We start from the raw sequence: 20,533 nt of genomic DNA, 5'->3' as shown, positions 1-20,533 counted from the left end.
ACGTTGCAACCTGAGGTTGCAACGTCTATTTCTGTGAGCGTCCTACCTGCGTATATATACTATTTCTGCAGCTAGATGGTCTGGTGTTGCAACCTCAGGTTGCAACGGATTTGATGTTGCGGAAGCATAGCAAGCCTGGTAGTTAGGGGTTTCAAAACATACAGCTGGAGAATTGGGGCAAGGTAGATAATTTATGCAAGGTAGATGAGGGCTGCCACAAATGAGCAGGTCAAAATTGCGCAGATGAGGTCATGATGCTGGAATCTGAGAGGGTGCAAGTGAGTGCGCTGCGCGTTTCCCTCATAACAGCGGGCGTCCAACGCGCGCGAGAGATTGTTGGCATGGCGCAGAGCGCTTGCAAAAAGAGCAACTAAAAGAGCAGTCACAGCTTGTATGCGTAGCCCCATCTTTCCCGAAGAAAGTGCAGCTCCACGAGATTCTTGGGCTTCAGAAATGGTTTGTACATCATCAATGAGTGTTGGGATAAAGCGCAACATCAGTGCTAGTACCATCGCAATTTCATGTCCTGGTAGACCTATGTGCGATAGTGGTGATAACAGAGAGTCAAAGGCATCTGCGATGGCGGTAGGGGTAGTAGTAAGTGTTGTCAACGAGCCGACAACCAGCGCAATGGCAAAGCGGGTGGGATAGAGAATAGCTGCCCATACACCATGGCTGGTGATGTGAGCGCTTCCCAAAGTTAGTAACACCGTACCTGTTTTGATGAAAAAGAGATTAAAAAGCCCCAAGATGGCAAGCAGAGCAAGTGCGGGGTGAATCGAGCGCAATACAGCTCGAGGGGAGATCTTGCTGCTTATGAGGATGGCTGTTGTGCACGTGAGTGCAAGTATGAGCTGCTCCAAAGTAACCACCGTAAATGCGGCAATTACAAAGATAAGCCCACAGCAAAGTTTGGATCGGGGATCGAGATGATGCAGCCAAGAGTCGCCCGAGATGTATTGTCTCAGACTAATTTTGACTGCCATCATGTGCCTCCTTTGCAACATATTTTGAGGCGAGACTGTCTGCCAGTTCATCAATGGTAAGCGGCTGGCCTAACTCGTCTGCCTGGATAAATCCTGCTTCTTCGAGTTTGATTGCCCACTGCAAAGCCAAAGGTAAGCCCAGCCCGCAAGACCTTAGTTCTTGTTGATTTGCTCGACAAAAAATCTCTTGAGGGGTACTTGCAGCAAGTAAATGCGATTGGTTAAGCACGTATACAATTTGAGAGTTTGCAGCGTCATTTATTGAGTGCGTGACCTGCACGATAGTAACTCCTTGAGCGTTGAGCAGCGAAAGCAGACGGTATAACTCTTGACGCCCATGCGGGTCAAGTCCCGCCGTGGGCTCATCAAGCACCAGTACCTTGGGTTTTGTGGCAAGTACACCAGCAATCGCACAGAGGCGCTGCTGACCTCCCGAAAGTTCAAAAGGAGAAGCAGTACGCTTGTCTTGTAGTCCGCAAATCTCAATCGCTTCCTCAACGCGTTTCTGCACTTCTTGCACTGAAAGCCCTTGGTTGGAGGGACCAAAAGCTATATCTTCTGCAACGGTATTAGCAAAAAGTTGGCGTTCGGGACGTTGCATAACATAGCCTACGCGTGACCTTAGCTTTGCTCGCCATGCACGTCCGCGACGGCCCTGACCTCCACTTGCACTATCTTGTCCATAAATGAGTATCTTGCCCTCATCGGGTAGTTCAAGTGCGCAAAGCAAGCGGAGCAGTGTGGATTTGCCCGAACCAGTTTGGCCTACGATAGAAACTCGGCTGCCCGCAGGAATTGTGATGGTGATATTTTCTAGCGCTTTATGCTGCGGGGTATAAGAAAAACTTAGCTGTTGAGCTGCGAGAACGGAAGCAGCTTGGGGGACTGTTGTACTGTTTTTAGCAGGGGATGCCACTGATATGCTTTTTAACTTACCAAGCTCTGCGAGTAGCTCTTTGTCTGTGGAAACCCAAGGGATCGGCAGTCCGCGCTCGCGTAGTTTGCGTGCAAGACGAGCAGCAAAAGGCCATTCAAGTCCTAGTGCAGCTAGGTTATTTTTCTGAGAAAAAATTTCGGCAGGAGTACCTTCTAGCGCAATTTTACCGTGGTCAAGTACGACAACACGGTCAGCGCCGAGGGCCTCTTCCATGTAGTGAGTGATGTGAGCGACCGCAACTCCCGCATCGCGTAGGCGATCCATTACATGCAAAATTGAACGACGCCCGCGCACATCCAAAAGCGCCCCTGGCTCGTCAAAGATAATCGCCTGCGGTTCCATTGCCAGTGCGCCAGCAATAGCAACACGTTGCTGTTGACCTCCAGAAAGACGGCGTGGATCTGCATCAGCATAGGCGTCGAGAGCAACACGATGCAATTCTCGCTCTACGCGAGCGGCGATTTCGTCGCTGGGAACGCCAAGATTTTCGGGACCAAAGGCAACGTCTTCCGCAACGACACTCGTTACAATCTGGTCGCCAGGATTTTGGAATACAAGACCGATGCCACGGCGTGCACGACGATAGGCTTCTAAATCAATCTTCCCGTTTTGACAGACCTGCTCGCCTAATAGGCGTACATCACCCGTGTCGGGTGCCAACAAGCCGCAAAGCACTGATGCCAAGGTCGACTTGCCCGAGCCATTAGCGCCCAAAATGCACAGACGTTCAGCCGCGTGTAGCTCGATTGAAATATTGTCTAACGCGTAATTGTTTTTGTTGTGAGCGTCATCGTAAATCAGACTGACATGGTGCGCGGCAAGCAGTGCATCTCCTTGCGAACTCTGCTTGACAAGGGTGTTGTTGCTGGTAAAAGCTTTGGCCACGATACCTCACTAGCCCGCGATTGCTTTGGAGATGGGCTTGTAAATAAGAGCCGTGATAACTGAAATCAAAACCACTTTGAGCAGGTTGAAAGGCAGCAAAATAGGCACGATCATCGCGATAACGTCACTGATGGCAATGGGTGTATAAAGCGGTGTGATGACGAGGTTTGCCAAAATGCAAACAATGGTGGAGCAAATGCTACCAACAACCATGCCCGTGATTGCGCCGCGCATATTGAGCTTGTGCCAATAGATTGCCGATGCTGGTGCAACAAGAGATACTAACGAAAGAATTGCCATGATGACACCGTAGGGGTTAAAGGCAAAAAGCATGTGAACAAGCCAGCTCAGCACGGCAACGAGAACGCCAGTACCTGGTCCGAAAGCAAAGCCTGCAACTAGTGCTACTACGCCAGAGGGGTCAAAACTCAGCCAAGGCGCAGGTGGAAAAATGGGGATTTCGATGAAGCTGGTTACTAGGCCAACGGCGCAAAGGATGCCCAAAGTAGCGATGCGTTTGGTTGACCACGATCCGCCTTGGGTGGTCGTTGAGTGTGTGTCGTGACGATTTGCAGATGGATGCTGCGAGGAAAAAGCTGCCATGATGGCTCCGTTTCTTCCGTCCGGACTGTACCGTTGGTTCTGGATTTACACCAGGTCTGCCGCAACGCGGCTCGCGGACTGGGGGACATAAGTCCCGTCACCGCCAGTGGGGAATCTCACCCCGCCCTGAAACTGACAAGTTGACTATACCCGTTTTGTACCGCTTCCGTGCGCGTGAATGGGAGAAGCTTTGAGTTGGAGTTGCGCGTGTTGGTGCAAGACCTGCGGGTGGGGGAGTGCCGCTGACTTCGCGCGCACGATTCATGCTGTCCCGCTGTCCTTTTTCTTGGTAGGCGTCTTCTGCCGCTTCGTTACTGAGGGTGCTTCTTGAACCCGTTGTCTTCCATTTAATGCAGACGGTTCAAAACCGTACCAAACGACTCGAGAAACCCCAGATAAAAATTGGCGTAAGGGCGCATATTGAACCGCCTGCGGACAAAAAGGTGCATCATGAACCGGATGTGGGGTGGGGACGAACGAAAGCACATCAATGAACACAAAAAGCCCCGACGAGCAGGGATACCGCAGGTCGGGGCGTCGGACGAACGCGGGGCATCGGGCAGACCACGCAGAGCAGCGCGAGAAGGGTGCGGCCAAGTTCAGCAAAGCAACAGCCGCTTTGCTTGACTACGCGCGTGGGTTTCCGCACTCAGAGCAGAACTTGCCCGTGTTAGTAGCTCCGCAATTTGAGCAGGTCCACTGGTTAGATGCTGCAGGCTTGGGTGTACCGCATTCAGCACAGAATTTACCCGTGTTGGTAGCGCCACAGTTGCTGCAGGTCCAGCTACCAGCGGGTGCCGCTGCAGGTGTGGGAGCGGAAGTTGCCACGGGTGCGGATGCAGGCGCAGGCGCAGCAAAGCCACCGCTTGCTGCGGTCTGGTACTGATTGGTTGGTGTTTGACTAGGAGCCTGAGCGTAAGTTTGCTGAGCACCCATACCAGCCATTCCCGCCATATTCATGCCCAAAAAGCCGGTCATAGCACCTGCGGTATTGCTGGCAGCAGCACGCATTGCATCGGCCTGAGCACCCGCCAAGGCGGCGGCACGCATACCGGGATCGCGCATCGTAGCAGACTTCTGCAGATCCTTAATCATCTGCTCGTCTTCAGGCGAAGCAGAAATTGAATTAACGCCAAACTCTGCAATCTCGATGCCGCGCAAATCGCGCCACTTGCTGCTCAGTTGCTCGTTGAGAGCTTCGGCAAGTTCGAGGGTGTGTGCAGGTACTGCGCTATAGCGGATGCCCATGCCAGAAATCTTGGCAAAGGCGGGCTGCAGGGCTGTCAGCAGCTCGCTCTTGAGCTGTGCATCTAGGCGGTCGCGAGTATAAGGCTGCTCAACATTGCCGCAGACACTCTTATAAAAGAGCAGGGGATTGGTAATCTTGTAGCTATACAGACCATTGCAGCGAACTGAAATATCAACATCAAGACCGATGTTATTGTCAACCACACGGAAGGGGACAGGTGTTGCGGTTCCATACTTGTTGCCAATAATCTCTTTGGTATTGAAATAGTACACACGCTGGTCATGGCCAGTATCGCCACCAAAGGCAAAACGTCCGCCGATTTGCTCGAACATCTTGGTGATGTTCTCACCAAGATCACCAGAGAAGAAGGATGGCTCGCTGGATTGATCGTAGGTATACTCGCCAGGATCGCCGCAAAAATCAACGACAGCTCCCTGGTCTACGATAATCATTGCCTGACCATCGTTAACGATGATACGCGAGCCATTGGTGATGATGTTTTCCTCACCACGAACGTTAGAACTACGTCCGCTGGTGCGTTTTTGGCCCTTTACTGCAAGCACATTCTCGGGCAAAGAATCGCAGTAAATCATTTCTTTCCAGCTGTCAGCTAAGACGCCGCCCGCTGCCCCTACTGCTGCCTTAATTAGACCCATCGTGGCCCCTTTCGCTGATCCGTCGTCGCCCTTAGCGCTTCGGATTCCTTTAGATTCCAAGCACTTGACCTTGTGGTTTGGTGCTTGTCCTTCCGTCGTTCATCGGGTATGCGGAACACCTTTAGCATACCCAGCTTGCTGCCTTTTGTGTCACGCGCTAGCTCTTAGGACGTTCAATGCGCGTGCGCGTGACACGGGTGGTGACATAGCGGTCTGACTTCTCGCTGAGCTCTAGAGGAGTCGAGATATACTCGGCGGCTTCACTTCGCTCGCGTGCGGTTTTCATTTCGGAATAAAACATCCAGCAAATTCCCGCTGCAATAGCTGCACCAACACCTATAACCGCTGGCCATAGCAGTGTATCGTCACCCATATCGAGCAGAAATATACAGATGGCCCAGGTAGCTGCCGCCGTGAGCAAGAACATGCCAACAAACCAGAGGGCAACTTTGAGCTTATCTACTGGCAGATTTCCGACAAAGCGCCCAGTTTGCCCGTTCATGGCAAAAAGGTAGTCATCACCCTGCCATTGTGTATGTAGCAGCCACACGGGAAGCAGAGCGTAGTGCAAGTCTTTCCAACTCACCCGTGCTTCGCCAGAGTTGAGACTTACACTGCCATAGCCCGTGACTGTTGCTTGCAACGAATCGAGCATTGATTGCTTCATACGCTGCTCTACGCGGGATCGGCACTCAGTTGCCTCAATGTCATAGCGTTCTGCCAGGTATCCTGTGAGATATGCAGTTGAAAAATCTGTCATCTCGCCGTAGTTAAAAGGCTCAATAGCGTCCATATGCGCATCCGGCATCTTTGATGAACTATCAGCAGGTACTCGTGAAAACGCTAGGCTACCTGCGCGTCTCACATCGTATACATCAGTTTTGGTAACGCGATAATCACCTGAAACATAGCTGTGAGTATTGGTAGCCTCAAAGCTCGCGCGCCCTGAAGCTTGGGAGTCATACAGCCAAAATGGAACGTAGACACCCTGAATATGTGCGATGCGGTTGCTCGAAGCAAACGCTTTGGGTAAGAATTTCTTTCCTTTGTAGTAGCCTGCCAAGGCTGCCTGTGCATCGTCATGTTTAATCCTAAATGGAATGACCATTTCGGGTCGTGCACTATCGGTGAGGGCTCCAGGTACTACAGCACTGCTTCCACAATAAGGGCACTCGGCCACCGCTTGGGTTGCATCAACCGTGAGGGCTGCACCACAAGATGAGCAGGTATAGGTTCTGAGTCCTGCTCGCTCACTCTCATTCCAGCTTGCGCGGTCAAGAAAAGCCTTAATAGGGTCAACTTCTGCGGCCGAAACTTTGCGAGCATCTGCGATAGACTCGGCCACTGTGCGTTTGCCTTCACCAGCGACCCTACCTGCAACTTCATAATCACTTAGAGTGCCTGCTGCGGCACGCTCATCGGCAGCTTCTGCAGCAGAATCTGCTTGCTGTTGCTCCTGAGCATAAAGAGCTTCGATTTCTGCCACCGTAAAAGTTGAGTCGCAAAAATCGCAACGGAGTTTGGCAAGCTCGCCGTCGTAGTGCATTGACCCGCCACATGCAGGGCAATGGTAGTTGACAGTCTCGTTAGGCATGCAAACTCCTTTAACGTGCTTGCGGTCTTCTTTAGTATGACCTTCACAAAGCTCTGGCGCTAGGTGGAGCAGCGACATGTCGGCGAATTAGCATCGCAGCAGTAAAAGTGGTTCGCTGGACAAAAAGTGCGGCGCACATCCAAAAACCGAGTCTGATGTGCGCCGCTCAACTAGGGCAAATTTGCCCAGTTAACTAACTCTTCTGTCCATACTTAAACTCATAGGTGGCAATGGTGTTGTACTCATCATCAGTAAGTTCAAATTTACCGTCGATATTGACGAGCTTTTCTGTGCCTCCGCCCAGCTCATCTTTGGTGAAATAAAGGTCTGCGTCAGCGTAAGCGCCTGCTTTAATTTTTTCATACATGGATGGATTGACCATCTTTCCATCGACCGACCAACTACCATATTCGCAGGTAATCATCAGGTTTTTATCGCTTTTATTGGTGACCTTAAATTCAATGACGGCATCGCTAAAGCTATTGTCATACATCTTGATAGCTTCAATTTTTATAGTTTCATCATCAGCTACCACGCTATTGATTTCTGTGACGTTCTGCTCATCATCATTACCCATCAAACTGTCAAGTGCAGCAGTTCCACCTTCTTCTGAGCCAGAAGCAGACTTATCTGACTTGTCATGCTTTTTGCCCTTTTCAAAGACCATGGTGGAGTCTTCGCCTTCTATGGAAAAACTCACCTTGTCATCTTTGAGTGTAAGAGGCTCAGTTTGCTTTTTTCCTTCGTACTCTATAGTGACATCAATTTGTGTGTTATTTTTTGCCTTCCAAGTAAGGGGAATGTCTTCTCCAAAGACATTGAAGGTGCCTTTACCATCTTTTTCTATTTCAAGATATGTCTCAATACCAAAGTCATTCATGGTTTTGATATCTTCGTGGCTGGCACCATCGTCGCCGGTAATCTCGTATAAATCCCACGTACCAATAAAGGCACTAGCATCCGCAGAAGAGGTGCCTCCACCGCAGCCGACTAGCACAAAGCAAAGCAACAGAGTTCCCAAAAGCAGGCTGATAATTCCTTTATGCTTCATAATGACTCCCTTCTCTTGCCTATATGCGTTTCGGCAGCATGCAGGCTCTAGCGTCTAGCAGAAAGCTGCTTTAGGATATTTTTGAAAAGAGAGGGGAAAAAGACTAGAGCAGAATTACTCTTATTCAGCTAAGAATTTCTAATGGAGTAGATATATGAGTGAAAAAAGAAGTAGCAAATACACGTCTCTCATTAGCCATACCAAGGCTCAAGAGGCACGCCACCATGCTGCACGCATTTATGACGAAGATGCGGTCATACGTCGTATCGGTCAGCGTAGCGCCCTATCCGAACTAAGCTCAAGCTCAACGATTGCTGCTGCAGCGATGGTTTTTGCTGCGGTGCTGGCTGTTATTGTTGCCAATTCTCCGCTTTATGAAGCAGTACGTCATGCAATTGAAGCGCCGTTGATGGTAGGTGTGGGACGGGCTGCTGTTGAAATCAGTGCCGAGCAATTTGTCAATGACTTTTTGATGGCCATTTTCTTTATGCTGGTAGGTGTTGAGCTCAAGTATGAAATGACCGTTGGCCAGCTGCGTCACCCTCGCCAAGCTGCGCTTCCAATGCTTGCTGCTGTTGGTGGTGTTGTCGTACCTGCAGTTATTTATCTCATCTTTAATCTACATGGTGTACACCAAGGTTGGGCCACTCCTATTGCAACGGATATTGCTTTTGCACTGGGAGTAATGAGCCTGTTGGGCAATAAAGTCTCTCCTGAAGCAAAGGTCTTTTTTCAGACACTTGCTATTGCAGATGACATTTTGGCCATTGTGGTGTTGGCGCTCTTTTATGGACAAACCATCGATGTGATGTGGACAGCCGCAGCCCTAGGAGCAATTTTTGCGCTTGCTTTGCTTAACCACGCAAAGGTTTACTCGCTCAAGCCCTATGTGTTTATGGGTCTCGTGTTATGGCTTTGCATGTTTAATTCGGGTATTCACGCTACGTTGGCGGGCGTTATTTTGGCGTTCTTCTTGCCTTCGCATTCCGATGTTCAGCTTTCTGAGCTGCGAGGATGGTTGGATGCGCGGGCTGTTGAGCTTGATCGTGACTACGATAGCCAAGAGCATATTTTGGGTCAGCATGATTTTACGCATGCAGCTTGGTATGTCGAACGTGTTATGCATCATGTGCGTCCACCTCTGCAACGTATGGAGCAGTACTGGACCGTGCCTGTGAACTTTTTGATTTTGCCGCTGTTTGCCTTTGTGAATGCGCAAGTACGTATTGTGGGTGTTGACCTAGGACAAGTTGTCGCTGATCCTGTGGCGCAGGGTGTATTTTTGGGTGCCGTGTTTGGTAAGCCCATCGGAATTTTTGGTGTGACTTTCTTGTTGGTCAAGACAGGTATCTTTGAGCTGCCGCACCGTGTGGACTGGCATCAGGTGGTCGCAGTTGGTCTCATGGGTGGTATCGGCTTTACGATGTCTATCTTGATTGCCAGCCTAGCTTTTGGCCCGCACGAGGCCAATATTGCCAAGTGCGCAATTTTAGCTGCCGCGGTGGCTTCGAGTACCTTGGGCTTGCTCTATGTCAACATCAGTGACGCCTTAAGCAAAAAATCCAAGTAGGATACTCAAACGCGTACGTTCAGAGCCCATTTTTAGCACGCGCAAGCTTCGCTATTTGGAATACGGATGGGATAGCTTCTCTATTTGGAACGCGGGTGGGACACAAACCACAAATGGTTCAGGTGTCGGGCACTGCACCCACAGATGGTTCAAGCTTCGGAGCATTTCCAAATAGATGGTTCAAGTTTCGGAGTTGGAGTACACAAAACAGCTGGTCATTTTTTTCGGTAGACCGAAGGATGAACCATCTGTGTGAGTGTGCGCCGAAGGATGAACCCTTTTCGGATGTTGCAGCTTACTTCGGGTCGTATGTAGGGCATTGGCCTACTCTACAGTGCCGTAGACGTAGGCCCAACCGTGGGCGGTGATGATGGAATTCAGCTGGTCGCAGAGCTTGCCGCGATGATATGAACCTGCAGGTAGCAGCTCGATAATCTCGATGAGATCCTCGGATAGATCATCGACTTCTGCACGCACCAAGGCATCCATACGTGATACCGCCTGTGAAGGTCCCTGCGCATAGAGTTCGTCAACCAAGCGTTGCAATTCTCCGTACTCTGCGGCGGGCTTGCTGCCTGAGGGCGCTGCTTGGGTTCGGCGTGTCATGAGAACTCCTAACAGATAAGTCTGTGGTGTGCACACCATACTAACAGGGTCTGAGGTCTAGGTAGTTTATACTTCGTGCAGGAAAAGATGGAGACAAGTAGTCGAGCCCATCGTGTGATGTAGGCAATGGAGGCAACTATGAAGAGCGCATTCGATTTGATGGATACCCCAACTCTTGATGCAGAAATTGCTTCTTTAGAAAGTCGTGTTGAAGAGGTGCGAGCTCGTAATCTTTCGCTAGATATGGCACGTGGCAAGCCCAGCCCCGAACAGACCGACCTGTCCCGCCCCATGCTGGATTTGCTGAATTCAAGCAGCGATTTTACAGCTGCAGGGGGAGTTGCTGATAACTACGGTTTTCCCGATGGCCTGCCCAAGACCCGCGAGCTGGCAGCTGAATTGCTTGATGTAGATCCTGCCAATGTCGTGGTTTCGGGCTCATCGAGTCTGCATTTGATGCATGACCTTGTGGTACATGGTTATACGCGTGGGGTGGCAGGGCATACACCTTGGTGCAAGCAGGACACGGTCAAGTGGCTTTGTCCCAGCCCTGGCTACGATCGCCATTTCCGCGTGACCGAAACCTACGGTATTCAAAATATCCCCATACCAATGAATTCTGATGGCCCTGATATGGATTTGGTTGAGCAGTTTGTCAACAATGACAGTTCGGTCAAGGGTATCTGGTGTGTCCCCAAGTATGCCAATCCCAATGGAATAACTTATTCCGATGAGGTGGTGTGTCGTTTTGCTGCGCTCAAACCAGCAGCACTGGATTTTCGTATCTATTGGGATAATGCTTATATCGTCCACGATCTCTACGATGAGTCCGACCAGCTGCTTAATATCTTTGATGCGATGAGAGAAGCGGGCACTTCAAACCTCGTCTATGAGTTTGCCTCAACTTCCAAGGTTACCTTCCCTGGCTCTGGTTTGGCATGGGTTACGGCCGATCCCCAAGACATGGTTGAAGTGCGCGAAACTCTTGCAGTCGAGCAGGTTGGCCCCGAAAAGCTTACCCAGCTTGCCCATGTGCTTTTCTTGCGTGATGCAGTTGGGGTCCGTGCCCATATGAAAAAGCATGCAGCCATTGTTCGTCCACGTTTTGAGCTGGTTGAGCGCAAACTCAGTGAGGGTCTCTCCGAACTTCATGTGGCTAGTTGGAGTCATCCTCGTGGCGGCTACTTTGTAAGCTTTGATGGTCCTGAGGGATCGGCGCGTGCAATTGTGTCGCTGATGGCTGAGCTTGGTGTCAAAATGACTGATGCTGGTGCAACTTGGCCTAGTGGCATCGATCCTCACGATACTAATATTCGTATCGCGCCGACCTATCCTAGCCTAGAAGAGCTTTCGAGTGCCCTCGACGTCTTTGTTTTGGTTGTCAAGCTTGTCTCTGCGCGTCTTGCTCGGGCAAACCGCTAACTGCCGAGAGGCTTCCGCTGGGCACCTGTAGGCTCTATACAAAAACGATGGGTAAAGCTTTTTCTGTAATATTATGAACTTTGCACCATAAGTGCTGTCATTATGTGCAGGCAAGTAGCTTAGTCGGTACATAGATTGCCAGTACGCAGATGGATGATTTTTCTGCCCGTTAGGGCTGGATGAAAGGCATGAACGTTTATGTCAAGACAAAACGCAGATAAGTCGCGCAAGCATAGCCGAGCGCCCGAGACCAAAAAGAAGGATGGCAAGAAAAAGCTCACCAGCATCATTATTATTGCCTTTGCGGTGCTGATGGCTCTTTCGATGACACTGCCTTCGCTAGCTCAGATTTTTGCTTCTAACAATAGTCAGGCCGACAAGCAGGCCCAAACCGAGGCAGCAGAAAAGAAGCAAAGCGCCGAGACGGGTTCTGCTTCTCAGACTGAAGCGGCAGATACCACGACAGTTGATGGCATCATGAAGCTTTACTCTGCCGATATTACGCGTCATGAAAAAGCGTTGGAGAAGGACAAAAATAGCTTGGTAGATTTGCTGCAGTGCGGCAAGACCTATATGAAGGCGGGCGGCCAGGCGACAAGCGTGGCAAAAACCAATGATGATGCAAAGAAGGTCGCCACCCTTTTTGAGCAGGCCAAAGGCTATTTTGACCGCTATTTGGCTTTACAGGATGCGGTGACCGTTCGCGTTGATAGGGCTCTTTGCGACCTCTATGAAGGTAATATCGATAGCACTATTGCAGCACTCAAAAAGGTAACCGATGCTGCACCTAAGGATGCTGGATCTGAGTACGGTTATGCTTATATGTACTTAGGCATTGCTTATCAGGCAAAAGGTGATACAGATTCTGCAAAAGCAGCCTATCAGCAGGCACAAAAGCTCGATCCAAATGATGAATTTGGTGCGCGTAGCATGGCTGTGACTCGCTTGGCACAGCTTGCGACGGCAGACAAACAACAGTCCACAACAACAGATAGTTCGAGTGCGACTGGCAATAATACTTCTAGTGTTGACAGTCTACTTTCTGATCTCAATAAGTAGATATTATTAAGGGACAACATGGACTGAGTTCATGTGAGAGGGGTGGAACGCATGGCAATGGATATCCAAGCAATGCGCCTAGAAGATACAGTGCGTGTAAGCGTTATAGGTGAAGTAGACGTATCGAATGCTTCTGAGCTGCGTGATGAGTTAGACGTGCAGCTTGCAAGCATGCCGCGTACCATTGAGGCTGATCTTGCACAGGTGCCCTATATTGATTCGACGGGTATTGGTGTGCTCGTGGCATTTGCACACAAAGCCTTTGAGGCCGGTGTGACATTTCATGTAACCAATCCACAACGCAATGTTGCTCGTGTTTTTACTCTGCTTGACGTTGCCGATAAGCTCGGCGTGCGTGAAAGCGACTAGGGCATCCTAATTACTGAGTTCTAAAGAAGAGGAGCCAAGGTGTTTGGTATCGGCACAACAGAGATGGTCATCATCTTGATCTTTGGTTTCTTGCTCTTTGGCCCGGACAAATTACCGGGTATGGGCAGGACTATTGGCCGCATGCTGCGTCAGTTCCGTGATGCACAGGAGGGTTTTACTCAGGTTGTGCAGGCTGAGGTAGTAGATCCACTGTCTGATGCGCTTAACGACCCTGCTGAGGCAAAGGCCAAGCGTGATGCTGTGGCTGCAGCTGCTGCGGAGGATGCGGATCTTGATGAGGAAACGGCAGCTATTGCTCACAAAGAGACCTTTGCCGAGCGTCGTGAGCGGCTCAAGGCTGAGCGCGCTGCTGCTGAGGCTGCAGCAAAAGAAGCTGCCGAAGCTGAGGAGAGTTCTGCTTCTGAGGCTGCAACTTCTGCAGAAGATGTTGACTCCGATGCAGATATTGATGCGGACAGTGATGCTCCTGCAGCGCCTACCGTTGAGCCTGCAAAGCCTGATACGAGCGCTGCTGCGCTGTATGCCCTCACCCCCAGGAAGGAGGGAGGGGACGCGCAAAAGTAGCGTTCCCGTATAGATATGCCTATCGGTCCCGCGCGTATGCCCTTGTTGGATCACCTTGGCGAGCTTCGCCGGAGGATGACCATCATTATCGTTTCGGTACTTATCACTACTGTGGTCGTATATGTGGCTACCCCAACGCTTATCGAGATGATGATGGATACTATCCGTCAGGCTCTGCCCAAGGGTACCGAGCTCACGGTACTTACCGCCTTGGGTGGCTTTACCATCCGCTTTAAAGTAGCGCTCTTCTTTGGCGTGATTGTCTGTACTCCTATCATTGTGTGGGAGATTTTTGGTTTTGTACTGCCAGCTCTCAAGGAAAAAGAACGTCGCTGGGTAATTCCTACCTTTATGATTATGGTCTTTCTTTTCTTCTTGGGTATGGCCTTTTGCTATGCCGTGATTTTGCAGGCAGCTTTTGGCTGGTTGGTTGACCAAGCAATCGAGATGAGAGCTAATGTCGTGGCAGAGGCTACCGACTACCTTAACTTAATGATGCTGCTTGAAGTTGCGTTTGGCGTGACCTTTCAGCTGCCGCTATTCGTTTTTTACCTGTCGATTTTGCATGTTGTTCCCTACAAAGCTTTCCGCGAGAATTGGCGCTATGTCTATGTAGGCCTGTTGGTGCTGACTGCCTGCTTTACCCCTGATGCATCGCCAATGACCATGCTGCTGATGTATTTCCCTATGGTACTTTTGTACGAGGCTGCTCTTGCGGTTGCCAGACAGGTTATTACTGTTCGCGATGGCAAAGCAGCGCTTAAATGGAGTCGCGAAGATTACGAGGAGCATCAAGACGAGCTTGAAGCTCGTAAACTCGCACGGCAGGAGGCCGAGCAACAAAAGGCTCTTGCAAAGAAAAAGTCCTAAGCCCGGCTTTGCCCAGGACATTATCAAGAAAGGCTTAGAAGCTTGATACTGATTGTCACCGAGAAAAATGACGCTGCCCAACAGATTGCACGATTGCTCTGTGACATTGGCAAGCCAAAGCCAGACAAGGTTTACAACACGCCCATCTACCGTTTTAGTCATGATGGGCGTGACTGTGTCACGATTGGTTTGCGCGGTCATATTATGGCGCCCGATTTTCCTCCCGTGTTGAGGTTTAATCAGCGTGAAGGTTGGTATGCAGAAACTCTTTCAGGAGAGCATTTAGCTGCGGATTTGCCCGATGGATTGGATCGTCCACCCTACACGAGTAAGCGTAAGCCTTACCTTGCTGATGGCATCGATATCAAAGGTTGGAAGGTGCCCAGCCTGCCGTATTTGGTTTGGGCTCCTATCGAAAAGCAGCCTGCTGAAAAAGAGATTATCCGTGCGCTCAAAAATCTTGCCAAGAAGTCTGATGCCATTATTATTGGCACGGACTTTGACCGCGAAGGCGAGCTCATTGGCTCGGATGCCCTACGGCAGATGCAGCAAGTAGCTTCAGAAGTTCCTGTATCTCGCGCACGTTATTCAGCCTTTACCAAATCTGAGATTGACCACGCTTTTGCCAATTTGGTACCGCTTGACCAAGACCTCGCAGATGCGGGTGAGAGCCGTCAGTATATCGATCTTATCTGGGGTGCAGTGTTGACTCGTTACCTCACGATGGCACATTTTGGTGGCTTTGGAAATGTGCGCTCGGCTGGTCGTGTGCAGACGCCCACTCTTGCGCTGGTGGTTGAGCGTGAACGCGAACGTCAGGCTTTTGTTCCCAAGGATTATTGGGTCATTTGGGGTATGGCGCATCGCCAGCAGGATGATGCTGAGGATGCTTTTCGTATTTCTCATCCGGGCACCAAGGAAGGTCGCTTTTGGGAAGCAGAGCTTGCAGATGAGATTTTTTCGCGTGTCCGTGATGCCAAGGAAGCCACGGTGAGTGCTGTTAGCAAAAAGACTCGTACCGTGCGTCCGCCAGTGCCTTTTAATACAACATCACTGCAGGCAGCGGCTGCGTCAGAAGGTCTTTCGCCTTCGCGTACTATGCGTTTGGCAGAGTCACTCTACATGGATGGCTTGATTTCCTATCCTCGCGTTGACAATACGGTCTATCCGCGCTCACTTGATTTGCGTGATGTAGTAAAGACTCTCTCGGCGGTGCCTAACTACCGTCCGACTTGCACGGAATTGCTTGGCAAATCAAAGCTGACGGCAACCCGTGGCAAACAGGAAACCACCGACCATCCGCCCATTTATCCCACGGCAGCGGCAGATCCTAGTAAACTCCAGCCGGCCGCATGGAAGCTCTACAACCTTATTGCGCGGCGCTTTTTGGCAACGCTGTCCGAGGCAGCGGTTATCGAAGATACCAAGGTAATGCTTGATGTTGCGGGAGAGCCTTTCCGCGCGTCAGGATCTGTGCTGGCGAAACCAGGTTTTCGCGCCATTTATCCTTATGGTCTGCGCAAAGACGAGCAGTTGCCTGTCCTTGCTGAGGGAGATGTGCTGTCGATTGCGAGCATGAATAAGGATCACAAGCAAACCGAACCCCCTGCGCGATATAGCCAAGGCAAACTCATTCAGGAGATGGAGAAGCGCGGTCTGGGTACCAAATCCACGCGTGCCTCGATTATTCAGCGTCTCTATGATGTACGCTATCTCAAAAATGATCCTGTGGAGCCAAGTCAGCTAGGCATGGCCGTCATTGATGCTTTGTCGCAGTATGCTCCGCATATTACGACTCCCGATATGACCGCCGAGCTCGAAGGCGATATGACCAAAGTGGCTGAGGGCAATAAGTCGCAAGATCAGGTTGTTATGCATTCGCGTGCGTTGCTTGCCGGCATGATGGACGAGTTGATTGAGCACAAAGATGATTTGGGTGACCGTATTTCTGATGCGGTGACCGCTGATGCCAAGGTGGGCGCCTGTCCTAAGTGCGGTCGTGACCTTGTGATGAAGCATTCGGCAAAGACTCGTGGTAGCTTTATTGGCTGTATGGGTTGGCCTGATTGTGATGTTACTTATCCCGTTCCAACGGGTCGCATTGAGCCGCTCGAGGGTGATGCAGGTGTCTGCCCAGAATGTGGCGCTCCCCGCGTTAAGGTGCATCCCTTCCGTCAACGCGTCTTTGAAACTTGCGTTAATCCTGCTTGTCCTACCAATGCTGAACCCGATCTTATTGTGGGGGAGTGCAAGGCCTGTGCTGAGGCTGGCCGCCATGGTGATTTGGTAGCGCATAAATCCGAGCGTACGGGCAAACGTTTTATTCGCTGTACCAACTATGATATCTGCGGTACGAGCTACCCCTTGCCACAGCGCGGCAAACTTGAGGCAACGGGTGAGACTTGCCCCGACTGTGGTGCACCGATGGTGGTGGTCAATACCCAGCGTGGTCCTTGGAAGATTTGCGTCAACATAGATTGTCCTAGCAAGGAAAAGAAACCCACGACTCGTGGGCGCGTCGCTGGGCGCAAGGCAAGCTCCACGCGCAAGACCAGCACCAAAAAGGCAAGCAGTAAAAAGACAGCCTCACGCAAGAGCTAGGAGATGGTCGCATGAGCGGCTTGTTCATAACGCTTGAAGGTCCCGATGGCTGCGGCAAGACAACGCAGACCACGCGGTTGAACACTGCTCTTCTTGAGGCTGGTTTTAGTGTATGCCGTCTACGCGAGCCGGGTGGGACGGTGGTTTCCGAAAAGATCCGTGCACTGTTGTTGGATACAGCAAATGCAGGTATGTGCTCTGAGTGCGAATTGTTGCTCTACGAAGCCTCGCGTGCGCAGTTGGTACACGAGGTAATTGAGCCCGCGCTGGCGGCAGATACCTTAGTACTTTGTGATCGTTTTTTTGATTCGACTTACGCCTATCAAGCAGGTGGTCGAGGACTTTTGGATTCATTGGTGCGTCAAGCTAATAAGCTGGGTAGTCTTGGGCGCAAGCCTGACAGGACGCTGGTGCTGGATATGCCAGTTGAACAATCCTTTGCCCGCGCAACCGCAACCAGCGTTGATCGCATGGAGGCGGCAGGTTTAGAGTTCCAGCAGCGTGTGCGTTCTGCTTACTTAAGGCTTGCAAAAGAAGAGCCCGAGCGTGTCAAACTTGTGGATGCCACTGGTAGTCCCGAAGAGGTTTTTGCCCGAGTGTGTAGGGTTTTAGCGGATTTGCTTCCCCGGTTGGCGGAGGCTAGAAATGAGTGAGCTTGTGTCCCCACTGCCTCCGGCTTTGGAACAAATTCAGTGGAATCCCCAGGTGCGAGATTTTCTTGCGTTTGCCTTGGCACATGATTATGTGTCGCATGCGTATTTGTTTGTTGGACCTCAGGGTTCGGGTAAAACGGAAGCAGCGCTTGCCTTGGCGCAGTGCATCGTCTGTCCTCGTGGGGGAGACGGTAATTGTCAGGAGTGTCAGCGCGTGGCACATGGTACGCACCCTGATGTGCAGGTTATGAAACCCGAGAGCGCGACGGGCTATCTGGTGTCGCAAGCGCGCGAGCTGACGGCGCAGGCTACAATGGCTCCCGTGCGAGCTCAGCGCAAGGTTTATATCCTGCATGATGCGGGCAAGCTTGGTGGTGCTGCAGCAAATGCCCTGCTCAAGACTATCGAAGAGCCACCGTCAGATGTTGTCTTTATCCTGATTGCGCGCACGCTTGATCAGCTTTTGCCCACTATTGCATCGCGCTGTCAGCAATTACCCTTTCATGCGGCTAGCGAGCAGGACGCTTGTGCGCTTATTCAGTCACAGACAGGTGCGGATACTGTTGATGCACGTATTGCTCTTTCGATTGCACATACACCCTCAAAGGCGATAGAGCTACTTTCGTCTTCACAGCGTTGGAATGCACGTACAGTTGCGATACGCACGCTGGCGCAATTAGCTCAGCTAGACGATTGGGATACGTTGCTTGCCGCTCGGACTTTTGTCGAGGCAGCAGGTATTTCTCTTAACAAAAAGACTTCCAAAAAAGATAGTGTTGAGCTGAGCGAAGAAGAGCAAGAACTTGCCGATATTCGCAAAGAATATTTAAGTGCCTCGGCTATTCGTCAGCTTGCCGATGCAGAAAAGCGCGAACAGACTGCTCAAGGTCGTTCAGGTATTATGGAAATGCTTGCAGCTCTATCGTCTGTTTTGCGGGACGTTTTGCTGCGTTCGGAGGGGGTTGGTCAGGACATCGTTAATAGCGATGTTGCTGATGTGGTTGAGCAACTTGCCAGCGCATGTGGCACTGAGGGTGTTTTCGCTGCGCTTGACGCTCTCAATCATGCAGCTGATGACCTTTCTCACAATGTCACACCTCAGCTGGCCATTGAGGCCATGCTTTTGCGCATCAAGGAGGCGCTCATATGCCCACCGCGATTCCGGTAAAGTTTCGCTATGCGAGCTGTGATTTGCTTTTTGATCCTCGCCAGAGCGAGGCTATCGAGGGCGACCATGTAGTCTGCGAGACTGAACGCGGACTTGAAATTGGACTTACCACAGCTGACGCTCGTGAGTATTCTGATGCCGATTTGCACGATATTATTGGCGATGTACCCTTGCGGGCGGTTATTCGTGTCGCAACAGAAGAAGATCTTGCTCAGGCAGACAAGCTTGCCGAGGATGCCGAGCGCGCGCTACCTGTCTTTCGTCATCTGGCCGAAGAAGAAGGTCTAGACATGAAGCCTGTCGGAGTGGAGTACACCTTTGACGGAGCCAAGGCAGTTTGCTATTTCTCGGCTGACGAGCGCGTGGATTTTCGTCAGCTTGTACGTGACTTGTCACATGAGCTGCATCGTCGTATCGATATGCGCCAAATTGGCGTGCGTGAGGAAGCAGCGCTGGTAGGTGGCTATGGTCACTGTGGCCAAGAGCTCTGCTGTGCACGCTTTGGGCATCAGTTTGAGCCTGTGTCGATTCGCATGGCAAAAGAGCAGGATTTGCCGCTTAACTCTGCCAAAATTTCGGGTGCCTGCGGACGCTTGATGTGCTGTTTGCGCTATGAGTTTGAAGCATATCGTGACTTCAAGCAGCGTGCACCCAAGCGTAACGCCATTATTGATACGCCATTGGGTAAGGCAAAGATTGTCGAGTACAACACGCCCAAAGAAGAGCTGGTGATGCGCCTGGAAAATGGCAAGACTATCCGCGTCAAACTCGCTGATATGACTACGTCAGATGCTGCGGTCAAAAAGAGCGAAGAGCTTAATTGCCCTTGTCGTCCCGATACTGTAACGCGCGATATTTTGGACAAGCTCAGTTCTCCTGACGTGCAAATGGCGCTGGCTGAGCTGGATCGCCAAAATGGTGTTGGTGCAGATGAGCAGGACTTTGATGAAAGTGACATTTTTGTGTCACAGAAAGTTCGTCGCCCTGCCGAAAAGAAAAATGAGCTTGAAGCAAAGCCCGTAGCTGTAGCGAAAGAAGCAGCTCAGCCTCGTCGCCGTCGCCGCAGAATTCAGGAAGTACCCGAAGCTCAAAATGGGCGTTCTGCTAATGGACATCCTACTGCTGAGCGCTCTGCTTCCAAGAAAAATGATAACAAGCGGAATGTTATTGCGCCGCAGACAGAAGTTCTCCGCAAGCGTCGTCGTCATCACAGTGTTGAGGGTGCGGAGGCACAACCGCAGATGAAGACAAATGCCAAGCAGAATCGTCCGACTTCTGGTAGTGGCGCTAGCCGTCATCTGAGGCGCCGTCCAGGTGACCGTGGTGGAGCAGCTGCTCAGCAGGGTGGCAAACCTCAGGGTGGCTTTGGTGCTGGTCGCAAGTCTGGCAGCAATGGGACTGCTAGCACGCAGCAGACTCCTCAGCCTCGCAAGCGTGTTAACCGCCGTCGCCATCGCAACCCTGGCAGCCCCAATCAAAGTGAATAATCAGTATTTTGAATAAGCAACATCTTGCGACATATCAACTTGCCTTGTAGCAACTCATCGTGGAACAAAAAGCCACACTTCATTTCACGCTAGATGTCAAAAGCCACGTTCTGCTTCGTACCGACTGCCAAAAGACCGAGTATAGGTAGAACACAAACCGCAAATGGTTCAAGTTTCGAACA

17 protein-coding genes and 1 riboswitch are annotated in these 20,533 nt (G+C 51.0%); of the genes, 10 read left to right on the top strand and 7 right to left on the bottom strand.

The genetic code is table 11. The features are described from left to right. Window positions 1-191 precede the first annotated feature (191 nt). The 6 genes from HMPREF9069_RS00280 to HMPREF9069_RS00255 form a co-directional block, all read right to left on the bottom strand. Window positions 192-986 (bottom strand): energy-coupling factor transporter transmembrane component T family protein, encoded by a 795-nt coding sequence (locus tag HMPREF9069_RS00280; protein WP_035437811.1) that lies wholly within the window; start codon window positions 984-986, stop codon window positions 192-194. After that, window positions 970-2,808: an ABC transporter ATP-binding protein gene (locus HMPREF9069_RS00275; protein ID WP_021625063.1), complete on the bottom strand. Its 1,839-nt coding sequence runs from the start codon at window positions 2,806-2,808 to the stop codon at window positions 970-972. Before HMPREF9069_RS00275 ends, HMPREF9069_RS00280 begins: the two co-directional genes overlap by 17 nt. A 9-nt stretch (window positions 2,809-2,817) precedes the next feature. Further along, window positions 2,818-3,411 carry an ECF transporter S component gene (locus tag HMPREF9069_RS00270; protein WP_021625062.1) on the bottom strand — a complete coding sequence of 198 codons (594 nt, stop codon included), beginning with the start codon at window positions 3,409-3,411 and terminating at the stop codon, window positions 2,818-2,820. Window positions 3,412-3,415: 4 nt separating this feature from the next. Further along, window positions 3,416-3,549: riboswitch (FMN riboswitch) on the bottom strand. Window positions 3,550-4,038: 489 nt separating this feature from the next. After that, a complete protein-coding gene (locus HMPREF9069_RS00265; RefSeq protein WP_035437809.1) occupies window positions 4,039-5,316 on the bottom strand; it encodes an SPFH domain-containing protein in 1,278 nt (425 codons plus the stop codon). A 157-nt stretch (window positions 5,317-5,473) separates the two neighbouring features. Next, window positions 5,474-6,910: a TFIIB-type zinc ribbon-containing protein gene (locus HMPREF9069_RS00260; RefSeq protein ID WP_035437807.1), complete on the bottom strand. Its 1,437-nt coding sequence runs from the start codon at window positions 6,908-6,910 to the stop codon at window positions 5,474-5,476. A gap of 193 nt (window positions 6,911-7,103) precedes the next feature. After that, window positions 7,104-7,961 carry a hypothetical protein gene (locus HMPREF9069_RS00255; protein ID WP_021625057.1) on the bottom strand — a complete coding sequence of 286 codons (858 nt, stop codon included), beginning with the start codon at window positions 7,959-7,961 and terminating at the stop codon, window positions 7,104-7,106. Between the two features lie 154 nt (window positions 7,962-8,115). Here HMPREF9069_RS00255 and nhaA point away from each other — a divergent pair, with 154 nt between their 5' ends. Further along, window positions 8,116-9,531 (top strand): Na+/H+ antiporter NhaA, encoded by a 1,416-nt coding sequence (gene nhaA, locus HMPREF9069_RS00250; RefSeq protein WP_021625056.1) that lies wholly within the window; start codon window positions 8,116-8,118, stop codon window positions 9,529-9,531. A gap of 324 nt (window positions 9,532-9,855) precedes the next feature. Here the strand turns inward: nhaA and HMPREF9069_RS00245 are convergent, their stop codons facing one another. Next, on the bottom strand, window positions 9,856-10,137 hold the full coding sequence (locus HMPREF9069_RS00245) for a hypothetical protein (RefSeq protein WP_021625055.1): 282 nt from the start codon (window positions 10,135-10,137) through the stop codon (window positions 9,856-9,858). A gap of 138 nt (window positions 10,138-10,275) precedes the next feature. On the opposite strand from HMPREF9069_RS00245, the gene HMPREF9069_RS00240 reads away from it, so the two are divergent. From HMPREF9069_RS00240 to HMPREF9069_RS00200, 9 genes are all read left to right on the top strand, one after another. Then, on the top strand, window positions 10,276-11,559 hold the full coding sequence (locus HMPREF9069_RS00240) for an aspartate aminotransferase type Ic (RefSeq protein ID WP_035437805.1): 1,284 nt from the start codon (window positions 10,276-10,278) through the stop codon (window positions 11,557-11,559). Between the two features lie 198 nt (window positions 11,560-11,757). Next, window positions 11,758-12,618 (top strand): tetratricopeptide repeat protein, encoded by an 861-nt coding sequence (locus tag HMPREF9069_RS00235; RefSeq protein WP_021625053.1) that lies wholly within the window; start codon window positions 11,758-11,760, stop codon window positions 12,616-12,618. Window positions 12,619-12,669: 51 nt separating this feature from the next. Beyond that, entirely contained in the window at window positions 12,670-12,987 is a 318-nt protein-coding gene (locus HMPREF9069_RS00230; RefSeq protein ID WP_021625052.1) for an STAS domain-containing protein, read from the top strand. A 39-nt stretch (window positions 12,988-13,026) separates the two neighbouring features. Beyond that, window positions 13,027-13,572, top strand: coding sequence for a Sec-independent protein translocase subunit TatA/TatB (locus HMPREF9069_RS08720; RefSeq protein ID WP_051317736.1), 546 nt, complete (start codon window positions 13,027-13,029; stop codon window positions 13,570-13,572). A gap of 15 nt (window positions 13,573-13,587) precedes the next feature. Continuing rightward, the gene (gene tatC / locus HMPREF9069_RS00220) at window positions 13,588-14,442 is read left to right on the top strand and encodes a twin-arginine translocase subunit TatC (protein WP_021625050.1); all 855 of its coding nucleotides are present in this window, start codon (window positions 13,588-13,590) and stop codon (window positions 14,440-14,442) included. Between the two features lie 42 nt (window positions 14,443-14,484). Next, window positions 14,485-17,043 (top strand): DNA topoisomerase I, encoded by a 2,559-nt coding sequence (locus HMPREF9069_RS00215; protein ID WP_021625049.1) that lies wholly within the window; start codon window positions 14,485-14,487, stop codon window positions 17,041-17,043. 11 nt (window positions 17,044-17,054) lie between these two features. Then, window positions 17,055-17,696 (top strand): dTMP kinase, encoded by a 642-nt coding sequence (tmk, locus tag HMPREF9069_RS00210; RefSeq protein ID WP_021625048.1) that lies wholly within the window; start codon window positions 17,055-17,057, stop codon window positions 17,694-17,696. Next, window positions 17,689-18,864, top strand: coding sequence for a DNA polymerase III subunit (locus HMPREF9069_RS00205; protein WP_021625047.1), 1,176 nt, complete (start codon window positions 17,689-17,691; stop codon window positions 18,862-18,864). Before tmk ends, HMPREF9069_RS00205 begins: the two co-directional genes overlap by 8 nt. Further along, entirely contained in the window at window positions 18,843-20,351 is a 1,509-nt protein-coding gene (locus tag HMPREF9069_RS00200) for a regulatory iron-sulfur-containing complex subunit RicT (RefSeq protein WP_021625046.1), read from the top strand. Before HMPREF9069_RS00205 ends, HMPREF9069_RS00200 begins: the two co-directional genes overlap by 22 nt. The last annotated feature ends 182 nt before the right edge of the window (window positions 20,352-20,533 follow it).

Source organism: Atopobium sp. oral taxon 810 str. F0209 (assembly GCF_000466405.1).
Taxonomy (GTDB): domain Bacteria; phylum Actinomycetota; class Coriobacteriia; order Coriobacteriales; family Atopobiaceae; genus Olegusella.
This window is presented reverse-complemented; position numbering and strand designations above follow the sequence as displayed.

Bases quoted from the DNA above. Each gene is read 5' to 3' on its own strand.
- HMPREF9069_RS00235 (WP_021625053.1), top strand. From the start codon at position 11,758: ATGTCAAGACAAAACGCAGATAAGTCGCGCAAGCATAGCCGAGCGCCC.
- HMPREF9069_RS00260 (WP_035437807.1), bottom strand. From the start codon at position 6,910: ATGCCTAACGAGACTGTCAACTACCATTGCCCTGCATGTGGCGGGTCA.
- HMPREF9069_RS00245 (WP_021625055.1), bottom strand. From the start codon at position 10,137: ATGACACGCCGAACCCAAGCAGCGCCCTCAGGCAGCAAGCCCGCCGCA.
- HMPREF9069_RS00205 (WP_021625047.1), top strand. From the start codon at position 17,689: ATGAGTGAGCTTGTGTCCCCACTGCCTCCGGCTTTGGAACAAATTCAG.
- HMPREF9069_RS00265 (WP_035437809.1), bottom strand. From the start codon at position 5,316: ATGGGTCTAATTAAGGCAGCAGTAGGGGCAGCGGGCGGCGTCTTAGCT.
- HMPREF9069_RS00240 (WP_035437805.1), top strand. From the start codon at position 10,276: ATGAAGAGCGCATTCGATTTGATGGATACCCCAACTCTTGATGCAGAA.
- tatC (WP_021625050.1), top strand. From the start codon at position 13,588: ATGCCTATCGGTCCCGCGCGTATGCCCTTGTTGGATCACCTTGGCGAG.
- nhaA (WP_021625056.1), top strand. From the start codon at position 8,116: ATGAGTGAAAAAAGAAGTAGCAAATACACGTCTCTCATTAGCCATACC.
- HMPREF9069_RS00200 (WP_021625046.1), top strand. From the start codon at position 18,843: ATGCCCACCGCGATTCCGGTAAAGTTTCGCTATGCGAGCTGTGATTTG.
- HMPREF9069_RS00270 (WP_021625062.1), bottom strand. From the start codon at position 3,411: ATGGCAGCTTTTTCCTCGCAGCATCCATCTGCAAATCGTCACGACACA.
- HMPREF9069_RS00255 (WP_021625057.1), bottom strand. From the start codon at position 7,961: ATGAAGCATAAAGGAATTATCAGCCTGCTTTTGGGAACTCTGTTGCTT.
- tmk (WP_021625048.1), top strand. From the start codon at position 17,055: ATGAGCGGCTTGTTCATAACGCTTGAAGGTCCCGATGGCTGCGGCAAG.
- HMPREF9069_RS00280 (WP_035437811.1), bottom strand. From the start codon at position 986: ATGGCAGTCAAAATTAGTCTGAGACAATACATCTCGGGCGACTCTTGG.
- HMPREF9069_RS00230 (WP_021625052.1), top strand. From the start codon at position 12,670: ATGGCAATGGATATCCAAGCAATGCGCCTAGAAGATACAGTGCGTGTA.